Source organism: Achromobacter marplatensis (assembly GCF_002209535.1).
GTDB lineage: Bacteria > Pseudomonadota > Gammaproteobacteria > Burkholderiales > Burkholderiaceae_B > Achromobacter > Achromobacter marplatensis.
In genome coordinates this window covers 268144-287902 of the sequence record NZ_NJIG01000004.1, presented here as the reverse complement: position 1 = coordinate 287902, position 19759 = coordinate 268144, and the positions used below count along the sequence as shown (strand labels likewise).

At 64.4% G+C, this 19759-nt stretch carries 23 protein-coding genes; 3 read left to right on the top strand and 20 right to left on the bottom strand.

Going from position 1 to position 19759, the window contains the following annotated elements; genetic code table 11:
- Positions 1–9: 9 nt before the first annotated feature.
- The 6 genes from CEY09_RS11595 to CEY09_RS11570 form a co-directional block, all read right to left on the bottom strand.
- Positions 10–258, bottom strand: a complete 249-nt coding sequence (locus tag CEY09_RS11595; protein WP_023087380.1) for an EexN family lipoprotein — start codon at positions 256–258, stop codon at positions 10–12.
- The gene (locus tag CEY09_RS11590; RefSeq protein ID WP_023087379.1) at positions 255–1199 is read right to left on the bottom strand and encodes a LysR family transcriptional regulator; all 945 of its coding nucleotides are present in this window, start codon (positions 1197–1199) and stop codon (positions 255–257) included. Before CEY09_RS11590 ends, CEY09_RS11595 begins: the two co-directional genes overlap by 4 nt.
- Before the next feature lie 99 nt (positions 1200–1298).
- The gene (locus CEY09_RS11585) at positions 1299–1799 is read right to left on the bottom strand and encodes a MarR family winged helix-turn-helix transcriptional regulator (protein WP_049875170.1); all 501 of its coding nucleotides are present in this window, start codon (positions 1797–1799) and stop codon (positions 1299–1301) included.
- Positions 1800–1835: 36 nt separating this feature from the next.
- Positions 1836–3368, bottom strand: a complete 1533-nt coding sequence (locus tag CEY09_RS11580; protein ID WP_088588707.1) for a DHA2 family efflux MFS transporter permease subunit — start codon at positions 3366–3368, stop codon at positions 1836–1838.
- Between the two features lie 4 nt (positions 3369–3372).
- Positions 3373–4539 carry an HlyD family secretion protein gene (locus CEY09_RS11575; RefSeq protein WP_088588706.1) on the bottom strand — a complete coding sequence of 389 codons (1167 nt, stop codon included), beginning with the start codon at positions 4537–4539 and terminating at the stop codon, positions 3373–3375.
- Between the two features lie 8 nt (positions 4540–4547).
- Positions 4548–6035 carry an efflux transporter outer membrane subunit gene (locus CEY09_RS11570; RefSeq protein WP_079279442.1) on the bottom strand — a complete coding sequence of 496 codons (1488 nt, stop codon included), beginning with the start codon at positions 6033–6035 and terminating at the stop codon, positions 4548–4550.
- Positions 6036–6223: 188 nt separating this feature from the next.
- Here CEY09_RS11570 and CEY09_RS11565 point away from each other — a divergent pair, with 188 nt between their 5' ends.
- The gene (locus tag CEY09_RS11565) at positions 6224–6898 is read left to right on the top strand and encodes a TetR/AcrR family transcriptional regulator (protein WP_079279441.1); all 675 of its coding nucleotides are present in this window, start codon (positions 6224–6226) and stop codon (positions 6896–6898) included.
- A gap of 9 nt (positions 6899–6907) precedes the next feature.
- Positions 6908–7198, top strand: a complete 291-nt coding sequence (locus tag CEY09_RS11560) for a DUF3861 domain-containing protein (protein WP_023087374.1) — start codon at positions 6908–6910, stop codon at positions 7196–7198.
- Positions 7199–7236: 38 nt separating this feature from the next.
- Here CEY09_RS11560 and CEY09_RS11555 read toward each other — a convergent pair whose 3' ends face one another.
- The 10 genes from CEY09_RS11555 to CEY09_RS11505 all read right to left on the bottom strand — a co-directional run bounded on the left by CEY09_RS11555 (position 7237) and on the right by CEY09_RS11505 (position 14587).
- Complete coding sequence (locus tag CEY09_RS11555; RefSeq protein ID WP_023087373.1) at positions 7237–9195, bottom strand: relaxase/mobilization nuclease domain-containing protein; 1959 nt, start codon at positions 9193–9195, stop codon at positions 7237–7239.
- Positions 9192–9635 (bottom strand): hypothetical protein, encoded by a 444-nt coding sequence (locus tag CEY09_RS11550; RefSeq protein ID WP_079279440.1) that lies wholly within the window; start codon positions 9633–9635, stop codon positions 9192–9194. The genes CEY09_RS11555 and CEY09_RS11550 overlap by 4 nt, the downstream gene beginning before the upstream one ends.
- Entirely contained in the window at positions 9632–10219 is a 588-nt protein-coding gene (locus CEY09_RS11545; RefSeq protein ID WP_023087372.1) for a S26 family signal peptidase, read from the bottom strand. The genes CEY09_RS11550 and CEY09_RS11545 overlap by 4 nt, the downstream gene beginning before the upstream one ends.
- Positions 10216–10749 carry a DUF2840 domain-containing protein gene (locus CEY09_RS11540; RefSeq protein ID WP_023087371.1) on the bottom strand — a complete coding sequence of 178 codons (534 nt, stop codon included), beginning with the start codon at positions 10747–10749 and terminating at the stop codon, positions 10216–10218. The genes CEY09_RS11545 and CEY09_RS11540 overlap by 4 nt, the downstream gene beginning before the upstream one ends.
- Positions 10746–11009: a hypothetical protein gene (locus CEY09_RS11535; protein ID WP_023087370.1), complete on the bottom strand. Its 264-nt coding sequence runs from the start codon at positions 11007–11009 to the stop codon at positions 10746–10748. Before CEY09_RS11535 ends, CEY09_RS11540 begins: the two co-directional genes overlap by 4 nt.
- A complete protein-coding gene (parA, locus tag CEY09_RS11530) occupies positions 11006–11644 on the bottom strand; it encodes a ParA family partition ATPase (protein WP_023087369.1) in 639 nt (212 codons plus the stop codon). The genes CEY09_RS11535 and parA overlap by 4 nt, the downstream gene beginning before the upstream one ends.
- A 253-nt stretch (positions 11645–11897) precedes the next feature.
- Complete coding sequence (locus CEY09_RS11520; RefSeq protein WP_023087368.1) at positions 11898–12731, bottom strand: replication initiator protein A; 834 nt, start codon at positions 12729–12731, stop codon at positions 11898–11900.
- A gap of 26 nt (positions 12732–12757) precedes the next feature.
- Positions 12758–13039 (bottom strand): helix-turn-helix transcriptional regulator, encoded by a 282-nt coding sequence (locus CEY09_RS11515; protein ID WP_023087367.1) that lies wholly within the window; start codon positions 13037–13039, stop codon positions 12758–12760.
- 125 nt (positions 13040–13164) lie between these two features.
- Entirely contained in the window at positions 13165–13923 is a 759-nt protein-coding gene (locus CEY09_RS11510) for a DUF2285 domain-containing protein (protein ID WP_023087366.1), read from the bottom strand.
- Between the two features lie 313 nt (positions 13924–14236).
- Positions 14237–14587 carry a DUF2958 domain-containing protein gene (locus tag CEY09_RS11505; protein WP_023087365.1) on the bottom strand — a complete coding sequence of 117 codons (351 nt, stop codon included), beginning with the start codon at positions 14585–14587 and terminating at the stop codon, positions 14237–14239.
- A gap of 318 nt (positions 14588–14905) precedes the next feature.
- Here CEY09_RS11505 and CEY09_RS11500 point away from each other — a divergent pair, with 318 nt between their 5' ends.
- Positions 14906–15199 carry a helix-turn-helix domain-containing protein gene (locus CEY09_RS11500; protein WP_023087364.1) on the top strand — a complete coding sequence of 98 codons (294 nt, stop codon included), beginning with the start codon at positions 14906–14908 and terminating at the stop codon, positions 15197–15199.
- Between the two features lie 69 nt (positions 15200–15268).
- On the opposite strand, the gene CEY09_RS11495 is transcribed toward CEY09_RS11500, so the two are convergent.
- From CEY09_RS11495 to CEY09_RS11475, 4 genes are all read right to left on the bottom strand, one after another.
- Complete coding sequence (locus tag CEY09_RS11495; RefSeq protein WP_023087363.1) at positions 15269–15583, bottom strand: DUF736 domain-containing protein; 315 nt, start codon at positions 15581–15583, stop codon at positions 15269–15271.
- 759 nt (positions 15584–16342) lie between these two features.
- The gene (locus CEY09_RS11485) at positions 16343–16552 is read right to left on the bottom strand and encodes a hypothetical protein (RefSeq protein ID WP_023087362.1); all 210 of its coding nucleotides are present in this window, start codon (positions 16550–16552) and stop codon (positions 16343–16345) included.
- A 62-nt stretch (positions 16553–16614) separates the two neighbouring features.
- Positions 16615–18663 (bottom strand): ParB/RepB/Spo0J family partition protein, encoded by a 2049-nt coding sequence (locus CEY09_RS11480; RefSeq protein ID WP_023087361.1) that lies wholly within the window; start codon positions 18661–18663, stop codon positions 16615–16617.
- 79 nt (positions 18664–18742) lie between these two features.
- Positions 18743–19570 (bottom strand): DUF932 domain-containing protein, encoded by an 828-nt coding sequence (locus tag CEY09_RS11475; protein ID WP_023087360.1) that lies wholly within the window; start codon positions 19568–19570, stop codon positions 18743–18745.
- Positions 19571–19759: the final 189 nt, after the last annotated feature.

The following is a 19759-nucleotide window of genomic DNA, read 5'->3' as shown; positions in this document are numbered from 1 at the left end:
ATGGCCCGATCAAAACTTCGGCTGCTCTTTCGGCGGTGTATAGGGCACTTTCCCATCGCCAAAGAACCGTCGATTCGTCGCCTCGGCCACACGATTGCAGAGTTCGTCGCCCAGCTTGGCGCGATCCGTCTTGCACTGTTGCCGCAGTTCCTTCAATCGCTCGGGATTGGCGGCAAGTGCCTCTACCGTTTCGGTGGGTTCGGATTTGCCGCAGGCGGTCAGCATCGCAGCAAGCAGAATCAGCACAATCTTGTTCATGGCTCGATTTCCTCCGAAGCATCAAGGTCAGGTAGTACGGTCGGCTTCTTCGTCGCGGATGGTTCAAGAGTGCTTGTTCTCTCGATGAAACGAGCCAACACTTCCGAAGGCTCGTTGCCCCGGCGCAGCAGGTAAGTGGTGAGCATGGGTGTGCGACCAGCCAGAGGCCGCGCGATCACACCCTGTTCACGGCTGGCGGCGATCTGCGAAGCCCCGGCCAGACCAAGGGCGAAACCTGCTGCCACCATTGCCATCATCAGATCAACGGAGGCCACCCGTTCGGCGATCAGCGGTTCTTGATCGACCCTACGCAGCACCCTTTCAATCTGCCGCGTATATCCCTCGCACGCATGGGGATCGCCAAGCACCAGCGGATGTCGCAGAACTTCCTCCAGTGGGATGCGCTTGTACGTCAATAGAGGGTGCCGAGAGGGCACCGCCACCATCAATGGATCGCTCCAGACAGCTTCGGCGACGATGCCGTCGCCAACCTCATCCGACCGAGCAAACCCCACGTCGTAAAGATCGTCGTGCAGCCCTTTGATCTGCTGGGCCAGCGAAACTTCAGATAGACGTATCTCGATTTCCGGTTCTTCTTCGCGACACAATGCCAGAAAGGTTGAGAAGCGCGAAGGCGGGATGCCATCCGATAACGCAACGCGCAACTGGTTATGAAAACCGTTGGCAGCCGCCTTCACGCTGTCGCGCGCCTGCTGCAAAGCCGTGAAGACGCGCGGCACATGTTCCAGAAATAGCTGGCCTGCACGAGTCAGTCGGGTGCTGCGTGTATTGCGCACGAAAAGCTGCGCACCCAAGTCTTCTTCCAGCTCTTTGATCGCGCGCGACAGGGGAGATTGCTCAATGTGCAGCCGCTCGGCAGCGCGAGCAAAATGCAATTCCTCGGCGACTGCAATAAAGCAGCGAAGATGGCGTATTTCCATCGCAGTCTCCTAAGCGGACCGCTCGCGCCTTGCCGGTGCAATTTGCACGGTTCCCATCGTTGTCGCAGGCCACGAAAGCTGTCGGCAGTAGAACCTCGGTTAAGTTAGAAAGCTCTGATTTACAGGTGAATTGCTCAGCTCTTCCGCTGCGCGCGCGTTTAGAAGCATGTGCCTCAAGCATCGCTTGAGAGCATCAACATCGTTCTCATTCATTCCATCGAAGAGGATGGTGTAAGCGCCGTCAAAGACCGACGGCAGTTGCGAAGCTGCTTCCTTGCCATCGCGTGTTGCGAGGATGTACGTCACTCTGCGATCACGCTCGCAAGGAACCCTCTGAACCAACCCTCGACTAACCAGACGATCTATCAGTCGTGTAATGCCACTCGGATAGAGCTTGTACTCACGCGCAAGATCAACGGAGGTCATGCTTTGGCGGCACGCCAACAGCAGCAGCACGCTCGCCTGCATGCCTGTAAGGCCGCCCAGCGCAGACGTTCTCTGAGTGATGAGATGCCAAATCGCCATGTTGGTCCGGCTCATCAGATGAATGAGACCATGTGGCACATCGGCGTTGCTTTCTCTTGCGTACATCAATTGCATGTCACACTCCCGTCGGCAGTATTCACGCTCCTTGGATCAATGCCCCGTGACTTTCTGGAGTGGCCCCTTCGGCCGCTTGACCAGCCAGATAGCGCCGATCGAGAGAATCATCAGCACGGTGGCCAGAGCATAAAAGTCGTTCGTAGCCAGCATCACAGCCTGACCATCGACCAGGCGCGAGAAAAATGCTGTAGAACTCGATGGCGGTATTCCGGCGTGCACTGCCGCAGAAGCGATTTCATGCCCTGCATTCGGGTCGATGATGGAAACCAGCTCGGACCGGCTTGCCTTCGACATGTGCTCCCAATAGGTTTGGGTCAGGGACGATCCAAGCGCCATTGAGAGCACGCGCAGGAAGTTTTGCAGGCCGGCTCCATTCGCAATGCGCTCGGGCGGCAGGTCGGAAACACCCAACGAGGTCAGCGTAATCATGCAGGCGGGAATGCCAGCGCCGAGGACAAACATCGCGATGGCTACCGACATGAAGTCGGCCTGGGTCGTCAGATGCGCCCGCATGAAGAACGAGACGGCCAAAACACCCATGCCATAGGTGACGATCCAACGAGGGTCAACCTTCGGCAGGAGACGACCGACGATCGGTGAAGTCGCCACCGCGAGAATGCCCATCGGCGCGGTGGCGAAGCCCGCCCATGTCGCCGTGTATCCCATCTGTTGCTGGAGCCACAGAGGCGTCAACACGATGTTGCCGAAGAAGATGCCGAACATCAGGCTCAGCGTGATGGAGGAAACCAGCCAGTTGCGCGAGCGGAAGACGCTCAGGTCGATCACAGGATCGGAGTCGGTGAGTTCCCAAATAATCAGATAGATCAGCGAAACGGCCGCAACGATGGCGCACGTGACCACTAGCGGCGAAGCGAACCAATCCAGCTCGCGGCCCTTGTCGATCATGATTTGGAAGCTTGTGACAAAAGCCACCAGAAGCGCCAGGCCGATTCCGTCGATGCGGGAACGCTCCGTGGGTTCGTCCCGGCCTCGAAGCACTTTCATGGCGCCCAGCATGACCAAGATGCCGAACCCGACGTTGATGTGGAATACCCAGCCCCAGTGCCAGTTATCCGAAATGATCCCGCCCAACATTGGGCCGAAGATCGGGGCCACGACCGTCATCATTCCCCACAGCGAGAGCGCGATGTTTGACTTGTTCTTGGGGAACACCGCCAGCATCAACGTCGATGACAATGGAATCAGCGGTCCGCCGGCCAATCCCTGCAACACGCGAAAGAAGACGAGGCTTTCCAGAGACCATGACAGGCCGCAGCACACGGAGAACAGAACGAATGCCACGACGCAGATCATGAACAACCGCACTTCGCCGACCTGGCGAACGAGCCAGCCGGTCAGGGGGATGGTGATGGCCTCGGCAACAGCATAGGACGTGATGATCCAAGTGCCCTGACTCGTCGAGACACCCATAGACCCCGAGATCGTGGGCATGGCTACGTTGGCGATAGTGGTATCGAGCACCACCATGAAATTCGCCAGAGACAGGATGATTGCCGCGATGACCAGATCCATCCCGGAAAGCGGCTTGTGTTCAGAGGAAGTCATGTCACTACCTCGTCGCAACCGGCTGGGACTCACCGTGGTCGCGCAGATCGACGGTAGCCTCCATTGACAGACCGACCCGCAGCGGATGCTGCTTCAACTGCTCGGGATCAATCCAAATCCGGACGGGTAGCCGCTGGACCACCTTGATCCAGTTGCCCGTGGCGTTCTGCGCGGGAATCGCTGCGAAGGCAGACCCTGATCCTCCGGCGAAGCCTTCGACACGGCCCGTATAAACGACATCGCTGCCGTAGAGGTCCGAGGTCAGTTCCACGTGCTGCCCGGGGCGGACCTTCTGCAACTGGCCTTCCTTGAAGTTCGCATCGACATAGATGCGGCCGATCGGCACCACGGTCATCAGTCGCACGCCTGTCTGAACCTGTTGTCCAATCTCCACCGAACGTTGCGCGATGACGCCATCGAAGGGCGCACGCAGCACCGTCCGTTCAAGATTCACGCGCGCCTGGTCAAGTCGCGCCTTCGCCGCGAGTACGGCGGGGTTGTCATCGACCGTGCTATCGACGATCAGCGCCGAGTTGGCCGTCCGGGCGCCGCTTGCAGCTTCCTTTGCGGCCTCGGCAGCGCGAACTCGGGCTTGAGCCTGGTCCAGCGCAGCCCGTGCCTCGCGCAACTGCGTCTGCGCATTCGTGAGCTCTTCTTTCGAGACGGCGCCTTCTTCGACCAGATTCTGCCTACGGCGCTCGTCGATGACCGCTTTTTCATAGGCGGCAGTTACACGGGTCAGATCACTGCGAGCGGTGGCGATTTCCGCAGCCCGCAGGGCCACTTGTCCCGCAAGGCTCTCGTCATTTCCCAGCAGTTGCCGTACTTGGCGCTGAGTACGCGCCAAATCCGCCTCGGCCTGCGCGACAGCAATCTTGGCGTCGGTATCGTCCAGAATCACCAGCACGTCGCCAGCCTTGACGGCCTGCGTGTCACTGACTTTGACTTCCTTTACAGGGCCGGCAACGAGTGGTGTGATCTGGGCCACTTCCGCTGCCGTGTAGGCGTTATCCGTGGTGACGGATTTGCCTGCGAACAGAAGCGCCCACGCACCGTAGAGAACACCGATGGTGACCAAACCAACCGTCGCGATTAAAACGAGACGTTTGCGCTTCGCTCGCTTTTGTGAAGCCTCCGGCGTTGCGGAAGAATCCTGAGGGTCAGGGGGCATCGGAGCACTCATCGGGTCACCTGTTCATTCATTGAGGAATCGGAAAAGCCGCCGCCAAGGGCCTTTGTCAGCGCAATGTCTAGGGATAGGCCGCGCACCCACAGGGCATTGACGGCCATCCGCGCATTGAGCGCGGCATCCTCCGTCGTCAGCACGGTTTGATAGTTGGATAGGCCGCCCTCGTAGCGGCGCTTGGCGAGTTGGTAGGCTTTGTCGCTGCTAACGACCGCCGACTCCGTTGCTTCGAGGCGGATCGGAAGCGCTTGCAAGCTCCTCACTGCGTCCGCGGTTTCTCTCAATGCTTGGACCAGCGCATCGTTGTAGCTGGCTACTGCGAACTCGTATTCGGCCCAGGCTCGGCTGTAATTCGCCCGGAGCCTTCCGCCCTCGAAAATGGGCAGGTGAATGGCGACTCCAGCGCGGCCCGCATCGGAACCTGAGTCGAACAGGCGGTTCAGACCCAGCGACTCGTAGCCAACCAGGGCGACCAGATTGACGCTGGGATAGAAGCCTGCCTTTGCAACGCCGATACGCTTGGCGGCCGACTCCACACGCCATCTCGCTGCCACGATTTCGGGCTTGCGCCCGATCAGATCGCTCTTCAATGTTTCCGGAAGCGCTAGGGACAGGCTCGGCGAAAGATGCGTCTCGTGGATATCCAGACCACGATCCGGTCCACGCCCCAGCAGAGCCGCGATCCCATTGCGAGCCAGTTCTATCCGCTCTTCCACGTCGGCCAAGTCAGCCCGTGCCAGCTTGGCCCTCGCATGTGCCTGTTCCAGTGTTGTCTGTGTATCGAGACCCTGGTCAACGCGCCGCATCGCCATGCGCTCGGAGTCCTCACGGTTTCTGAGCGTGTCTCTCGCCAGATCGCGCTGTACATGCAAGCCATTGAGTTGGACATAGCGGCTTGCAAGCTCCGTCGTCAGCAGGACACGAGCTGCGGCGGCATCGGCTTGCACCGCCAGCGCCTCGGATGTGGCCGCATCCAGTGCGGAGCGGTTCTTTCCCCAAAAGTCGAGTTCCCATCCGAAATTCAGAGAAGCCGCGCCATAGTCGTTCCACCCCTTGGGAACGACATCCCTTGGGAAGATGCTGTTGTACGTCAGCTTCTGCTCGCTGGCGGATGCGTCCAGTGAGACAGAGGGAAACAGCGCTGCGCGCGCACCTTTCGATCGCGCAATAGCGGCATTGAGGCGAGCCTGCGCTTGCGCCATCGACGGCGAGTTAGCCAGCGCTTCGCCCATCAATTGGTCGAGTTGCGGATCGCCAAAGGACTTCCACCACGCCTGCGTCGGCCATTCACCGACAGGCGCCTCAAGGCTCTTGTCGGCCGCAAGCCCGTCCATTGATGCGGGCTTTTCCATCGGCCCCAGGTCCGGGATGGAGGCGCATGACGCCAGGACTGCGCAGCAAATCGCCGCCGCAGCGGTTTTACGCCATGCGGCAGAGGGCTTATCGACGAAGGATGAATATTGGAGCGATGGGCTTGACATGGAGGCACCCGTGACTTGGCATGGCGCTATGTAAACCGAGCGGCTCGGTTTAGTCAAGAGCGGAGCGCAAACATGAAATCAAGCATTTTCAACATGTTGTGGAAAGACGGTGCGGTACCGATCGGTTTGACTTGAACCGCTTATGTGCTATCGTGCGGCTTTACTTTCCGCAGCGGTGGACCGAACACATGACCACTTCGTCAGCGCGCTCGAAGGCGAGCACGCCTTCCAAGCATCCCTCGTCCGTTGGGGGCGCAGTGCAATCAGAAAAAGCACGCCTTGTCCTTGCCGGCGCAAGGACTGTCTTCTTGGCAAACGGCTTTAGCGCTGCGACGACCGACATGATTCAGCAGGCCGCCGGCGTATCGAAATCGACGGTGTATTCACACTACCCGAACAAGGAAGCTTTGTTCGTGGCCGTCGTCGAGGCCGAATGTGAGCGGTTTCTTAGAGCGGTTCGTAAACCCAAATTTCCAGAAGAACGGCTCGCCGATATTCTGAACGCGATGGCGCTCGGCTACTTGGAGATTGTGCTGTCGCGCGACGGGTTGGCGCTATACCGCATGATTGCGGCCGAAGCGCCGAGGTTTCCCGAGCTCGGGAGACGCTTCTACCTGGCCGGCCCCGCCGCCATAAACAACATCGTTGCGGAGACGCTGGAAGTCGCTGCCTCGAAGGGAGAGCTGGATCTTGGAAGCATCGGACTCGACTCCGCGGCCTCATTGTTCGTGAACATGGTGCGCGGTGAGGCCCAGATGCAGTGCGTAATGCACCCTGATGCTCCGGCGTCCGCTGCCCAAAGAGATCGGTGGGCGAAAGACGCTGTAACGACGTTCATGCGCGCCTACGGACGCGATAGGTAAGGACCAGCCATGAAACAGCATCGTTACCGCATAACCGTCGAACACCTTGTCGATGCCCACGATAGCCTGCTGCCCAACAGGCAACCGCTACAGTTCGAGGTAGGCAATCACGACAATATCTTTGCGATCGTTGATCGTGTCCGTGAGCGTGTCGATTTTGACCCCGCCTCCGCAGCAGCCCTCGCAGTGGGGCTCAAGCTGTTCAGCGAAGTGATGCTGGAAAATAGGGAGCATCCGCTTTTCCAGGTGTTCGCTCCGCATTTCCGTGACTTCATGACCACGCTGAAGAAAGGCACCTGATAGCACCATATCGAAAAGCAAAGCCCGTGCACTGGCAGCTAACCAACGGAAAGGGTGTGCTGCCGCCCAACTTCCCAAGATGCGCCGCCACCGCGTACTGTGGCGGCGAGCTTCTGGCCCAGCCGCTGCTCGATCACGGGCTTCCACGGCACCAGCGAGAAACCCATGCCGTCATCGAGCATGGCGTAGCGCCCGCTGGCGAGCATGACGCTACGCCGGTAGATACCAGCGACGCGCTGCCCGTCGGCCACTGGCCGATGCTCCAGGCCGGTTTCGCCGGCGATGTCCTGTCCGATCTTCGCCAGCTCGCGCCCGCGCAGCGTCGCCAGCAGGTTGCGCGCAAGCACGACGCGCTGTCCGCGCTGCTCGGCCAAGCCCTGCTCGGCCAGGAAGTCCGCGCGTTGGCGTAGCGCATCCTTCACCTCGGCCCCAAAGCCCAGGTCGCCCAGCCCCTTGCCGCCACCGATCAACTGCTGGTCGAGCCAGGTGGCGCCGATCACACGCGCCTGCCGCTCGATGGGCAGGTGAGATTTCAGTTCCACCGCCACGCCGCCGCCGAGCCGCTGCGCGTCGTATTGGCGGCCACACTCGGCCAGGTCGCCGGGGACGCGCCAGACGCCTTCGGCCTCGCGCTCCACGATGCCGGCGCGGCGCAGGGCTTCGAGCCGGCGCACATGCGCGGCCACGACCTCGCGCGGGTCGCGGTCGGACGTCGCCTGTCCTTGCGCCACGGCCAGGTGATGATCGGTACGGTACACGCCATCGACGGCCAGCGCGGCGATATTGCGGTCAGCCGCGCGCACGTCGGCCGCGCCTTTGACTTCCACCACGGCGCCGGTCGGGTACTGCTCCAGTTCCGACCGCGGCGGCAGCGCGACATAGTGCGCTTTGCCGTCCGTGCCATCGACGATCAAATAGCCTTTGTCGTACAGCTCATCGGCCAGTCCTTTGCTGGCGACGCGGCCCATGATGGCGCGGCCATCCTCGCCAGCTTGGAACACGGCCAGCTCGCGTTGCTGGCCGCTCATGGCCCGTTGCATGGTGCGGATGATGTCGCCGCGCTCACCCATTGCCCGCAGCGTGGTTTCGGCGTCGGCGTGGACAGCCCAGGTGCCGGGCTGCTGTTCGGTCGCCAGCCCCATACGCTGCAAGCGTTGCAGGCGGCCGATCAACATTTGCCGCTGGCGCTGCAACCGGGGTTCGGCCAACGCCTCCGGTCGCACCAGGCCGTCCACGGCCTCACGTTGCAAGGTGCGATCCAGCCCCGTCCACCGCTCTTGATCGACTTCGCGCTGCATGGCGCGCTGCATCTCCAGTTCGGTACGCGGCCCGAGCCATTCCGTCGCTAGTTCCGATGCTCTGCGGCGCATTCCCTCGGCGATGTAGTCGCGGGAAATGATGAGGTCTTTGCCGGTGTCGTCCTTGCCGCGCAAGACGACGTGCGTGTGCGGGTTGTCGGTGTTCCAGTGATCGACCGCAACCCATTCCAGCCGCGTACCCAAGTCGGCCTCCATGCGCGCCATCAGGTGCCGGGTGTAGGTGCGCAGGTCGTCGAGCTGTTCGGCGTCCTCCGGCGAGACGATGAAACGGAACTGGTGCCGATCCTCGCGCCCGCTCTCCTCGAACGCCTTGGTGTCCGCCTCGTCGGTCGTCGGCCCGTAGGCATGGCCCGGCCCGCCTTGGCGATCGACGCCTTCGCGCTCGATGTAGCGCAGATGCGCGGCGGTCGAACGCAGCCCGGCCTTCGCCAGATTCACCAGCCGCGCCTTGATCGTCACGCGCCGGGCGTTGGCCCCAAGTCCCCGACCGGCGAAGCGCGCCGCGACGTGGCCGCGGCCCAGCCGAGAACCGGGGCGCTGCCCGACCTTGCCGGCCGCCTTGCCGAGCTTCGCGCCGGTCTTGTTGGCCTGCCGCAGCACCTTGTTGATGTAGGCGTCGCCGCGCTGTTTCGGAGCACCAGGCCGGACGCGAAAGTGGTCATCGTCGCGCTGGCTCATAGCGTAGCCCCATCCAAGACCGGCGCAGTCCAGCAGACGAAGCACGCGATTTCGCCAAGGCCAATGCGGCATTGCGCACCTTCGCGGCACGCTGCCGCCCCTGAGCGCGTGCCGCGCTCCCCCCATGTGCAGACAAGGTTTTCAAGCGGCCATGTGCCGCTACCTTTTATCTTGCCTTCCGCCTTTGCCCTGCGCTGACGCTCCGGGCATCGGCGGCCCGGCGGCGCAGGGTTGCTTGCAGCCTGCGCGCCGGGGAACGCAGCCACGGCCATCGGCCGGGCGCGTTCAAGGCAAGATGCCTGCACGGGGGAAAGCGCCGCCGGATGTTGCGCGACGTGCAGCGCGGATGCGCTCGCACGACACGCGCGACGACACGGCGACGGCCAGCGGAAGAACACGCCGGATGGCACGATGAAGCGCAGCGAATCGGCGGCCATCATCGGCGTGTCTCCAGCCAGACCGGATGCGCGACGCCGATCACGGTGGATGCGCTGACCGGGCCGAAATACCGGCTGTCGAACGATGCCGGATTTGTCACGCTCAACAGGAACAGCTCGCCGGGTTCAAGGCGGCGGCAAAGCTGCAAGGATGGCAGCGTCCGGCCCAGCCGGTCGGTACGCAGCACGGCAGCCGAAGGCACGCCGTCGATGCGGACAACACCGCCCGCGATGCACACCTCCTGCGGCGCAATCGCACCCACACGCTTGAGCAGCGGCACGCGCACCGGCAGGTAGCCGCGCTGCGCTGCAAGCGTACCGGCCTCGGCCGGCAGCGGCACCAGCACGATGCTGTCCACGGACAACGGACGTGGCAGCGAGGCGGTGCGCGGGTCGAACGGGTCGATGCGATACCAGCCGACCGCCACGCTGTCGGACGGGTTGTAGGCCAGACGCGGCAGCGGCGACACGAAGGACGCCCAGGCCAGCGCAGCGAAGCCGACGGCGGCCAGTGTCGCCACGACGATGCGAGCGCGCCCGCGCGAGCGAGGATGTGGCGGGACGACAGGTGTGGGAACAGTCGTCATGGCAGCGCCCTCCCGGCCAGCCAGGCGGCGTGCCGCTCGGCGGTGTACGCCGGCAATGGCAAGCGTGCAGCGAGCCGGTTGCCGAGCGTGCGCCAGTACGCGGGCGACACGTCGGCGGGCGCGATGTTCTGCGCCTCGATGGCGTCGAGCTGTGCCAGCACGGCGCGCACGGCGGGTTCACCCTCGGCGTGCAGCAGCAGGCGCGCACCCGGCAACACGCCGGGGATGCGTTGCGCCGCGTCCAGCGGCGTGCAAGCCTGCATCACGATGAGCTGCCAGCGAATCGTGCCGTAGTCGTTGGCTTGCCAGTGGATGCGGCAGAACATCGCACGCGGCAGGAACACCGCGACGCGCCGCCAGCGGTCGAGCCGGATAGTGCGCGCCGGTTCGCCGAAGCGCAGGTACACGTCGATGCGCTGCTCGATGTAGGCAAGCGAAACGCGCGTCAGCGGCGCGATGCCGGCCTGGCCGGCGAGCACCGCGAGCGATGGCGGCGGCGCAGCCGTGGCCGCCAGAGCGGATGCGGTCATGGCAGGTTCTCCGTGCGTCTTTCGGGAAACTCGCGTTCCAGCAACGCGCGCAGCAGTTCGGCCACGGTCACGCCCTGCGTGAACGCCGATACCTTGATGCGCGCCCGCATGGCGGGCGTGATGTCGAGAGTCAGGCGTGCGGTGTAGAGGTCGGCTTTCTGGATGCCGTCGGGATCGCCTTGGCGAACCCACGCCTCGGCGTGCGGGTTCGCCGGTGGACGTGCGCCGATGCCGATGCGCTTGCCGTTGCGCTGGCTCATGTCGGCCACCGCAGCAGCTCGTCGGTCAGCGCCGCGATCTCGCGGGCGGCGGCGCTGTCCGGTGCCGTCTCGCGTGCGAGCCGGCCAGCGGCCACGCTGTCGGCGAACACGATGCGCTGATGCACTTCCGAGCGCAGCGCCGGCAGCGGTTGCTCGGCGAGCGCGCCGCGTGCTTCACGGCCGATGATGGTGGTGCTGACGCGCCGGTTGACGACAAAGGCCGCGCGCAGTGCGGGCCGGAACACCTGTGCCTCGCGGATCAGCGCCACCATCTCGGCCGAAGCCCACAAGTCGTAGGGGCTGGGCTGCACCGGAATCAGTACGCGCTCGGCCGCCAGCAGCGCGGAGCGCGCCAAGGCGGCGATGCGCGGCGGGCCGTCGATGACGACGTGATCGGCGCGACGGGCCAGCTCCGGTGCTTCCTGGTGCAGCGTCTCGCGGGCGAGGCCCACGGCGCTGAACAGCCGTGGCAAGCCCTGCTGGCTTCTGCGCTGCGTCCAGTCCAGCGCCGAGCCTTGTGGGTCGGCATCGAGCAGGATGACCGACTGCCCGCGCATCGCCAGTTCGCCGGCGACATGCGTGGCGAGCGTGGTCTTGCCGACGCCGCCTTTCTGGTTGAGCACCGCGACGATCATGGCGCGGCCCTCCATGTTGGAAAGCCGGGCTTTGGCTGTTGCGTGTGGTGCCGTCTCGCGGTTATCCACCGAAACGGCGCGCTCCTATCAATAGTTAGAGCTTTTAAGTTAGGGAAGTTAGAGGATGACGAAACCCGCGCCAGTATTGGCTTTCCAGCGATTTCGCACGCCTGATAGCACGATAGGGGCACGCCCGATAGCACGATACCCAGCACGCCTGATAGCACGAGGCCGTCCACACGTTGTCCCCGAGTTATCCCCGTGCCGTGGACAGCACGGGCCGGAACGTCAATAGTTCCTCGTTTGTGTCGAGCATCCGCTCGATGCCCAGCACATAGCCGGGCAACGACTGCCGCGCGACCAGCGCGCGCAGGTCGCAGGCGAAGTCGTAGGGCTTCGCCGTGCTGCCTGACTTGCGGTGCAAGTGCCGGAAGTCGAATTGCCAGCCCCCAGGCTGCTTGCCGCCGTGCTTGCGCACCAGGCGGTACAGCCATCGCTCGATGCCGCCGGTGAGCCGGAAATACGCCGGGTCGATGGTCAGCACCAGGGCGGCGTCGAGCACGCCGGCATAGAACCAGTCCGGCAGGATCAGCTCGATGCCCAGCGGCGTGCCGTGGGCGTCGGCCAGTTCCTTCCATTCGTTGATCCACGAGAAGCGATGCAGCCGCCGCCCGGTCATCTCGCGGATGGAAGTCGCCACCGTGGTCGATTGCAGCCGGTCGAGCGCGGCCTTGAGGCGCTGGTAGTCGCGCAGCGATACCCCGCGTCCGATGAAGCGCAGGATCTCGTAGGGCGTGGCCTGCATCAGCCGCGACGGGCGCAAGCCCGCGTCGCGTGCTTCCACGATCTGCGAAGCCGCCCAAATCAGCACGTCCGCGTCCCAAATGGTCGCTATGCCGTGCTCCTGCGTGCCCTCCACGCGGATCGTGACGTTGCCGCTGCGGAAGTCGATCGGCGCCGTGCGCCGCGACTTCGCCAGAGAGAAGAACGGATACGCCATCAAGTCCTGGGCATCGCGCGGCACCATATCGCCCGGCAAGGCGCGGAACAGGTCGAGCTGTTCCCGCTCCCGCGATGGGCTGGACATAGCGACGGCCACCGGCGAGCCACCAATCAGCGCGCACGGCTGTCGGCCGAGTGATGCTCGGCGTATTCGGGATCGGACGTGGTTTCGTAGCTGCGCTGGTCGGCCCAGGCATCGAGGTCGGCCACCGCGTACATGACGCGGCGGCCGAACTTGCGAAACTTCGGCCCATTGCCGATCACGCGCTGCTTTTCGAGCGTACGCGGCGAAAGCCGCAGGTACTCGGCGGCTTCGTCGTTGGTGAGATAGCGTTGGGGTTGTGCAAGTGTGGTGGCGGGTGCGGCGGCAGGCCGCAAGGGAGCGGGACGCATCGGATGAACCTCCATCTGGCAAGGACGCCGGCAGCACGAGCGCAGCCGGATGGAGTCAGTCTCAAGATAGCGATGCGTTGCGCAGAGGGTCGTTTTGCGGTGCAGGCAAAACGACCCTGTGCAGGTCAATCGAGCTGTGCAAGGCGGCGGTAGCCGCCGCGCATCAGCGTTTGGCCGCGCCGCACGAGGCGGCGCACGCGCGAGCGCAGGCCACCGTCGGCATACCAACCGGCGGCCACGGCTTCGGTGCCGAACAGCCCTTCGGCGATTTCGCGCAAGGACGCGCCCGCGAGGGTCGCGTCGAGCGCCTGCAAGGTGTGCAGTTCCAGCAGCGCGGCGGGTGTGGGCCGCGCACGGGCCGCTGCCGCAGGCGCGGCCGTCGCATTCAGCGCCGCCAGCTTGTCCAACTCGGCCGTTATCGTGCGATGGCTTGCGCAAGGCACGGCGCCCGCGCGAACGGCATAGACGTAGGCAAGACCGTCGGCCAAGCCCGGCGCCAGTGCGAGCCTCACGCAGCAGCCGGGCCAGCGCGCCGTCAGTAAGAGGCGCTTGCCGTCGTGAACCAGGTGTTTGTGACCGGGGATGCACCAGAACTCGAAGGCGTGTGCTTTCAGCGGCGGGTCGGCATCAGGGTAGAGCTGGAGCACGGCGGCATGGTCAGGGAACCAGGCTGGATGCGCGTCACGCGCATCCAGCGTCGGGTCTTCCAGCAGGCGCAGCCCCCAGGCGTGCGCGGCCTCCGGCTGCTGGCGACGGCGCAGCCAGTCGCGCCGGTAGTTGGGATGGCGGCGCAGATACTCCCAGGCGAGTGCGGGACCGTCCAGGTGCAACGAATAGAGATACGCAGCGGTGGGATACCAAGAATCGACGCTTCGATCGGCCATGATGCGACCTCCCTGTTGGCAGGAGCGTCGCCACGGACATTGAAATGCAGGGCTACGGCATCATCGGCATTTCGTCATCGAAGAGGAATAAGCTGGCAAGTAGTCAAGACCGATTGGCTCCGAAGCCTTGCATGGATCGTCCTAGTGCGACGGTTGCGCAGCTCGGGAACGGCGCGCAGCATCGGATACCCTGCCGCAAGCTCCGCCGTACATCATGTCTCTTTCGGTCAAGCTCGCACTCGCCTGGTGCAAGAGTTCTCATTCAGACCGAAGCCGTCTTACACGAGATCGAGAAAGACACAATACGCCCCGGTCAATCCGGGATGGAGCCGTCGCGCTGCGCGAGTTGCACGTACTCCGATAGCGGCCGGGTGGCGCGGAAATACAGGTCGCGCCGGATGGGTCGCTGACGCGGCCCGACGATGCCAGCCAGATCGGACAGCTTGACCGTCCCCAGCGCCGGCATTCCGATGCCGAGGTCGATCAAGCCCCAGGCGGTATCACCATCGGCGGGATCGAGCGCAACCAGCAGCCAGGTCGCGTGCGCGTCCGGCGTGAACAGCCGCACGACAGGCAACGGGTCGATGCAATGGCCGGCCGCGCGCGCCTTCCCGGCCGCGAGCAGTTGCGTACGTTGTTCGGTGGTAAGAAGTGGCTGGTTCACGGGTTGAAATCCCACGAAGCCGAAAATGCATGAATACGCTTTGCCACCAAGGCACGTAAGCGTCGAAGCGAATGCGTGCTTTCATGCGAAAACACGAAGTCGCAAGCGACTGAATCCGGACATGCTCGGAAACACAGAAGCGGCATTGCGCAGATCAGGAAAAGCACGAAGGCGGCTCCCTGGTTCTGACGGAAGCCGTCGATACGGATTTCCGTAAAGTCACGAAGAAGGAAAACAATAACGCCAAATGAACACTATAGATTGTAGCCCTATAGGGCGCAATGGGCTGTCATCTTGGTTTTTCAGGGGAAACCATAGGTGGCGGCGAAGCACTCATTGGCGACGGCGATACGGACGGTCAGGAAAGCGCGCGGCTTGAGCCAGGAAGCGTTCTCCGACGTGTCCAGCCGTACCTACATGAGTTCGCTGGAGCGCGACCAGAAAAGTCCGACCGTACACAAGCTGACCGAGCTGTGCGAGGTCATGGACGTGCATCCGCTCACGTTGCTGACGCTGGCCTATTCCGGCGACAGCACGCGCAAGGCCGATCAGCTCCTGGCGCAGGTGCGCCAGGAGCTTGAGGCGGTGTTGAAGGAACGCGACACGCCGTAGGCGCGTGCGTGACGTGCTGCGCCAGCAGCACGGCGCCCCGCCGTAATGGGCGGGGCGCGGTGGGCGCCGTCAGGCCGCCTTGGGCTTGTTGCGCGACCAGATCAGGTCGTGCGTGCCGTCCTCGTTCTCGATCAGGCGGGCATAGACCGTCGCCGGGAACGAAGGATCGTCGAGGGATACGGACACGTAGGGCCGCCCGGCTTCGCTGGTCTTCTTCCACGCCGCGCCGATGTCGTGGCCGGCCGCCTGAAGGCGGAAGTCGGGGGCGTTCTCGGTGTCGCCCTTGTCGTTGGGAATCAGCTTGACCTTGACGTTCAGGGTCAGGGTGCGGAGCTGGCCGGTGAAGCCGTCTTTTTCTGCGGTGAAGGTGCCGATGTTAGCCATGATGTTTCTCCTTTCGGGTTGAACAAGGTCGCGCCAGTGCGTCCTTGTTGTGATCCGGCCGGCGGGGGATGGGCTGGCCGCACCGCGCAGCGGTCGCAACACCGTGGAGAACCTGGAAGCGAAAAGAATTTGTCCCGCGAGGAATGCGCGCAGCGCAGGGGAAATTGTTTTCGCTGGAAGGTTGCGGCCATGAAGCCCAAGGCGCAGCCGTTCCCTCGCCAGGATTCACGACAAGCCAAGGACGCACCGGCCGCCCGCTCCCGAATGGAGACGTGGCCGACTCGGCATCCCCGCATGACGGCTTCACCGGCCTGCGCCCTGACGCGGGCAAGGCCAATACCCCAACGACGAGCGAGAACGCTCCTTGCCGCAGATTGCGACGACGTGGTTGAGGCGTGGCGTGGATGCTCCATAGCGAAGCCGGGTGGCGTGTCGGTGAACCGTCCTTCGTGACGTACAGGCGCGAACCGCCAGCGTCGAGGACGGCACGCTTTGGCACAACCTGCCGCAGCAAGCCGGGGCGTAGCCCCACAAGCCCCGCCCATTGCGGCGGGGCGCCATCGAAACCTTGCCCGCGCCAGCGGGCGCCGATGGCTGTACCGCGTGCAAGGCACTTGCACGTCCGCCACGTCGCCGCCTGGTCGAAGGCGGCGACGTGGCGATTTTGCTCTGGATGCTGGAACCGGGCGCGGCCACCGCCGCGCCCGGATCTTCGACCACCGGCCCCAAGGCGGAACGGCTTGGGGCCGGTGCTGCTCGTTATTCCTTGGTTTCGATGATCCACCACACGGCACGCGGCAAGGCGCGGCCCGTGATGGGATGCAAGTCGGTCAGGTCGGCGCAGGCTGTCCAGCCAGGGGGCGGACGGTAGCCGCGCACGTCGCCTTCGCCGTGCCAGCGGCGAGCGCGTACCGTGCCGGGCGCATAGGTCGCCGCCATGCGCGGGCGGCTGGTGGTGGTGCGGGTCATGGGGGCTTCTCCTTCAAGCAAAGCGCCCCGGTCGAGGCCGGGGCGCTTGCCTTCGGCGCGGGTCAAGCGGCCAGTGCCTCGGCGGGTTCATCCGCCATTGCCTCGGCATCCTCCGGGGCGTCCTGCGCCTGCGCTTCCTCCGGCGCAGCTTCCGGGCCTTCGGTCTTGAAGATGGCGGGCATCCAGCCCGTACCATCGGCCAGCCGTTCCGCCTCGCTGGCAATGTCGGCCTTCTTCAACTTCGCCAGTCGAGCAGCGTGCGACGGTGCGAACTCGCCCACGGCTTCCAGAATCGCGGCCTTCGGCACATGCTGGAAATACCCGTCTGCGGTGGGCTGCCACCATGCGGCCATGTCCAGCCCCACGGCCTGCGCCAGTTCCGCGCCCGGCTGGTGCGCCGTGGCGCGAGGCGTCACCACGTCCACGGTCGCCGCCACGCATACCGCCAGCAGCCGCACCAGTTCGCCTTGCTCCATCGCCAGCAGCGCGGCGAACAGTTCGGCGCTGTCCTGCGGCAGCGCTTCGCCCGCAACCTGCTGCAACTCGCGCAGGGCCACGGCGGCGCGCGATTCGGGCCAGTCGGGGGCCATGCCTTCCAGCCGGTCTTGCACTTTCAGGCTGACGCCCAGCGGCAAGTCGTGGCCGTAGTGGCTGTCCTGCAAGACGGTCTGCGCCATGCCATGCACCAGCGCGGCCAGCGCGACTTGCGGATGGCGGGCCACTTCGATTTGCAGCGCGGCGGTGCGATGTGCGCTCAAACGCTGCGCCAGCCGGTCGGACAGGCTCGCGGCCTTGGGTTGCTCGGCGTCCTCGCCTTCGTCGTCGTTCCCGGCTTCGCCTTCCTCGCTGCCGAAACCCTGCCGCAAGCGTTCCAGCATGCGCAGCGCCTTGGCTTCGGCTTCGCGCAGCAGCCCGCGATGAATCACGGCTTCGCCGCTGCGGTCGAGGGTGACGATTGCACCGGCCACGGCGCGCACGTCCGGGGCGTAGCCCTGCAAGGCTTCCTCCACGGCTTGCAGTTCCCCGGCGACCTGTTCGCGGCGCGGTTCCAGCGCTTCGGTCTTGTCCTCGTCCTCGGCGTCGTAGGCTTCTTCCAGTTCGGCGTCGATCTTGTCGAGGCGGGTTTGCAGCGATGCGATGCGGCGGGCTTCGCGGGCGCTCGGTTCGCGGCGCTGGCGCGGCGCGTTCTGGAACGCCTGCCGCTCTGCATAGCTCATGTGCGGCACGGCTTCGACCCACGCCCAACCCTCGGCGCGCACGTCCCCGGCCAGCGCATCCAGCTTGTCGCGCACCAGCGTTTCCAGCAGCGCGGCGTCGGTCAGGTAGGTTCCGGCATCGCCTTCCGCGAACAGGTCGCGGCGGATGCCACCGCCCGCCGCCGTGTAGGCGTCCAGCCCGGCGAAGCGCACCAGCGGATGCGTGGCGTCGATTTCGCGCTCGGTCAGGCGTTCGCGCAGCGCGGACGCGCCACGCTGCCATTCGGGCGCACCGTAGAACGCGGCTTCCTGCGCGGCGTGGTCGTCCGTGATGGTCAGGGCCATCAACTGTTCCAGCGTGACGGCTGCGGCCCGGTAGTCGGCCAGCAGGCGCGGCGAGACGTTGGCCAGCTTCAAGCGGCGCTGCACCACCAGCGGGGACACGCCGAAGTCGGCGGCAATGTCCTCGATGGGCCGGCCTTCCTTGACCAGCGCGGCGAACGCCTCGAACTGGTCGGCCGGGTGCATCTGCTCGCGCAGCAGGTTTTCCGCGAGGCTGACGGTACGGGCCGAAGCGTCCGGCACCAGCAGGCAAGGCACCTCAAAGTCGGCGGCGATGCGCTTCTTCTTCGCCAGCAGCTTCAACGCGGTCAGTCGGCGGTCGCCCGCCACCACTTCGTATTGCTCGCCATCGGCGGACAGGATGACGACGAGGTTTTGCAGCAGACCGATGCGGGCGATGCTCGCGGCCAGTTCGGGAATGGACAGGCGCGGGGTCTTGCGTGCGTTGCGCTTGGAGCGGCGCGGCAGCAACTGCGAGAGCGGAACCAAAATCAGGTTCTTGGTCGGGTCGGCCACTTCCAGCGGCGCGGCGGTTTCGATGGCACGGGTTTCGATTTGGGTAACGGCGTTCATGGTGATAACTCCTTGCGGTTAGGGATGCAGCAGCGAGAGAAGCGGCAAGGGCTGCTGCCTGCCCCTGCCGCGTGGGGATTCAGGCTTTCAACTGGCGCATGCCATCGGCCAGCAGCCAAAGCGCACGGTTGAGGCGGATGTTCTGGTCGATGCCCTGCACCGGGCGGGTTTGCTGGCGGCGTCCGTTGGCGCTGCGCCCGCGCAGGCCGCCTTGGGTCAGGTTCTCTTGCGTGCGGTTGAACACGCTCCACAAGTCCGGGCGGCGGTCATCAAAGCGGCGCGGCATCAGGATTTGCGATTCCGTGATGGGCGCGGGCTTGTCGGGGTCGTCGTACTTGAGGGCCAGCGCGGCGCGGGCGAACACTTCGGATTCGCCATCGTTCAAGGTGATGGCACGCATGGCATCGCGGGATTCCTGCACGCGGTCGAAGCCGCTCAAGACTTCGTAAGCGCCTTCGATGACCAGTCCGGCCACGTCGCCTTTGTGGGGTACGCGCACGTCTGCCGCGGTGTCGCCGCAGACAAGACCGTTGCTGCACACGAACCGAAACATGCCCGCGAGCATTTGGTAAGAACTCGTGCCGTCGTGGGAATTGAGCAGCACGATTTCATTGGCTTCCGCGCCGTTGATCTGGCTTGAGTGGCGCAGGCGCAGCATGTGTTTGGTGTGTTCGCGTTTGCCTTCGTCGCGCACGCGGGTCTGGCACACCATGAAGGGCTGGAACCCTTCTTTGCGAAGCTCCGCCAGCACGGCGGCGGTCGGGATATAGGCGTACCGCTCGGAACGGCTTTCGTGCGGCGCGTCCGCGAAGATGGACGGCGCGACCCTGCGGATTTGATCGTCGGACAGCGGGTAATCGCTGCGCAGCGACGGGGAACGGGAAGCGAATCGGGATGCGAGTTGCATGGCATTTCTCCTGACGAAAAGGGTTTGCTGTTCAAACCGCACACCGGATTCCTAGATTCGGAGCCCAGCCTTTCGGCTGTTTGGTGCGGTCGGCACGAGGAACCCGGTTGGCCCTGTTGCCACCGTCTTTCCTGAGTTCATCGCCCGCGACGGTCAGGAGCGCGCGGACGGGGGCCGTCAAGGAAACAA

Coding starts and splice junctions, on each gene's coding strand:
- CEY09_RS11595 (WP_023087380.1), bottom strand. CDS start 258: ATGAACAAGATTGTGCTGATTCTGCTTGCTGCGATGCTGACCGCCTGC.
- CEY09_RS11590 (WP_023087379.1), bottom strand. CDS start 1,199: ATGGAAATACGCCATCTTCGCTGCTTTATTGCAGTCGCCGAGGAATTG.
- CEY09_RS11585 (WP_049875170.1), bottom strand. CDS start 1,799: ATGCAATTGATGTACGCAAGAGAAAGCAACGCCGATGTGCCACATGGT.
- CEY09_RS11580 (WP_088588707.1), bottom strand. CDS start 3,368: ATGACTTCCTCTGAACACAAGCCGCTTTCCGGGATGGATCTGGTCATC.
- CEY09_RS11575 (WP_088588706.1), bottom strand. CDS start 4,539: ATGCCCCCTGACCCTCAGGATTCTTCCGCAACGCCGGAGGCTTCACAA.
- CEY09_RS11570 (WP_079279442.1), bottom strand. CDS start 6,035: ATGTCAAGCCCATCGCTCCAATATTCATCCTTCGTCGATAAGCCCTCT.
- CEY09_RS11565 (WP_079279441.1), top strand. CDS start 6,224: ATGACCACTTCGTCAGCGCGCTCGAAGGCGAGCACGCCTTCCAAGCAT.
- CEY09_RS11560 (WP_023087374.1), top strand. CDS start 6,908: ATGAAACAGCATCGTTACCGCATAACCGTCGAACACCTTGTCGATGCC.
- CEY09_RS11555 (WP_023087373.1), bottom strand. CDS start 9,195: ATGAGCCAGCGCGACGATGACCACTTTCGCGTCCGGCCTGGTGCTCCG.
- CEY09_RS11550 (WP_079279440.1), bottom strand. CDS start 9,635: ATGATGGCCGCCGATTCGCTGCGCTTCATCGTGCCATCCGGCGTGTTC.
- CEY09_RS11545 (WP_023087372.1), bottom strand. CDS start 10,219: ATGACGACTGTTCCCACACCTGTCGTCCCGCCACATCCTCGCTCGCGC.
- CEY09_RS11540 (WP_023087371.1), bottom strand. CDS start 10,749: ATGACCGCATCCGCTCTGGCGGCCACGGCTGCGCCGCCGCCATCGCTC.
- CEY09_RS11535 (WP_023087370.1), bottom strand. CDS start 11,009: ATGAGCCAGCGCAACGGCAAGCGCATCGGCATCGGCGCACGTCCACCG.
- parA (WP_023087369.1), bottom strand. CDS start 11,644: ATGATCGTCGCGGTGCTCAACCAGAAAGGCGGCGTCGGCAAGACCACG.
- CEY09_RS11520 (WP_023087368.1), bottom strand. CDS start 12,731: ATGTCCAGCCCATCGCGGGAGCGGGAACAGCTCGACCTGTTCCGCGCC.
- CEY09_RS11515 (WP_023087367.1), bottom strand. CDS start 13,039: ATGCGTCCCGCTCCCTTGCGGCCTGCCGCCGCACCCGCCACCACACTT.
- CEY09_RS11510 (WP_023087366.1), bottom strand. CDS start 13,923: ATGGCCGATCGAAGCGTCGATTCTTGGTATCCCACCGCTGCGTATCTC.
- CEY09_RS11495 (WP_023087363.1), bottom strand. CDS start 15,583: ATGGCTAACATCGGCACCTTCACCGCAGAAAAAGACGGCTTCACCGGC.
- CEY09_RS11485 (WP_023087362.1), bottom strand. CDS start 16,552: ATGACCCGCACCACCACCAGCCGCCCGCGCATGGCGGCGACCTATGCG.
- CEY09_RS11480 (WP_023087361.1), bottom strand. CDS start 18,663: ATGAACGCCGTTACCCAAATCGAAACCCGTGCCATCGAAACCGCCGCG.
- CEY09_RS11475 (WP_023087360.1), bottom strand. CDS start 19,570: ATGCAACTCGCATCCCGATTCGCTTCCCGTTCCCCGTCGCTGCGCAGC.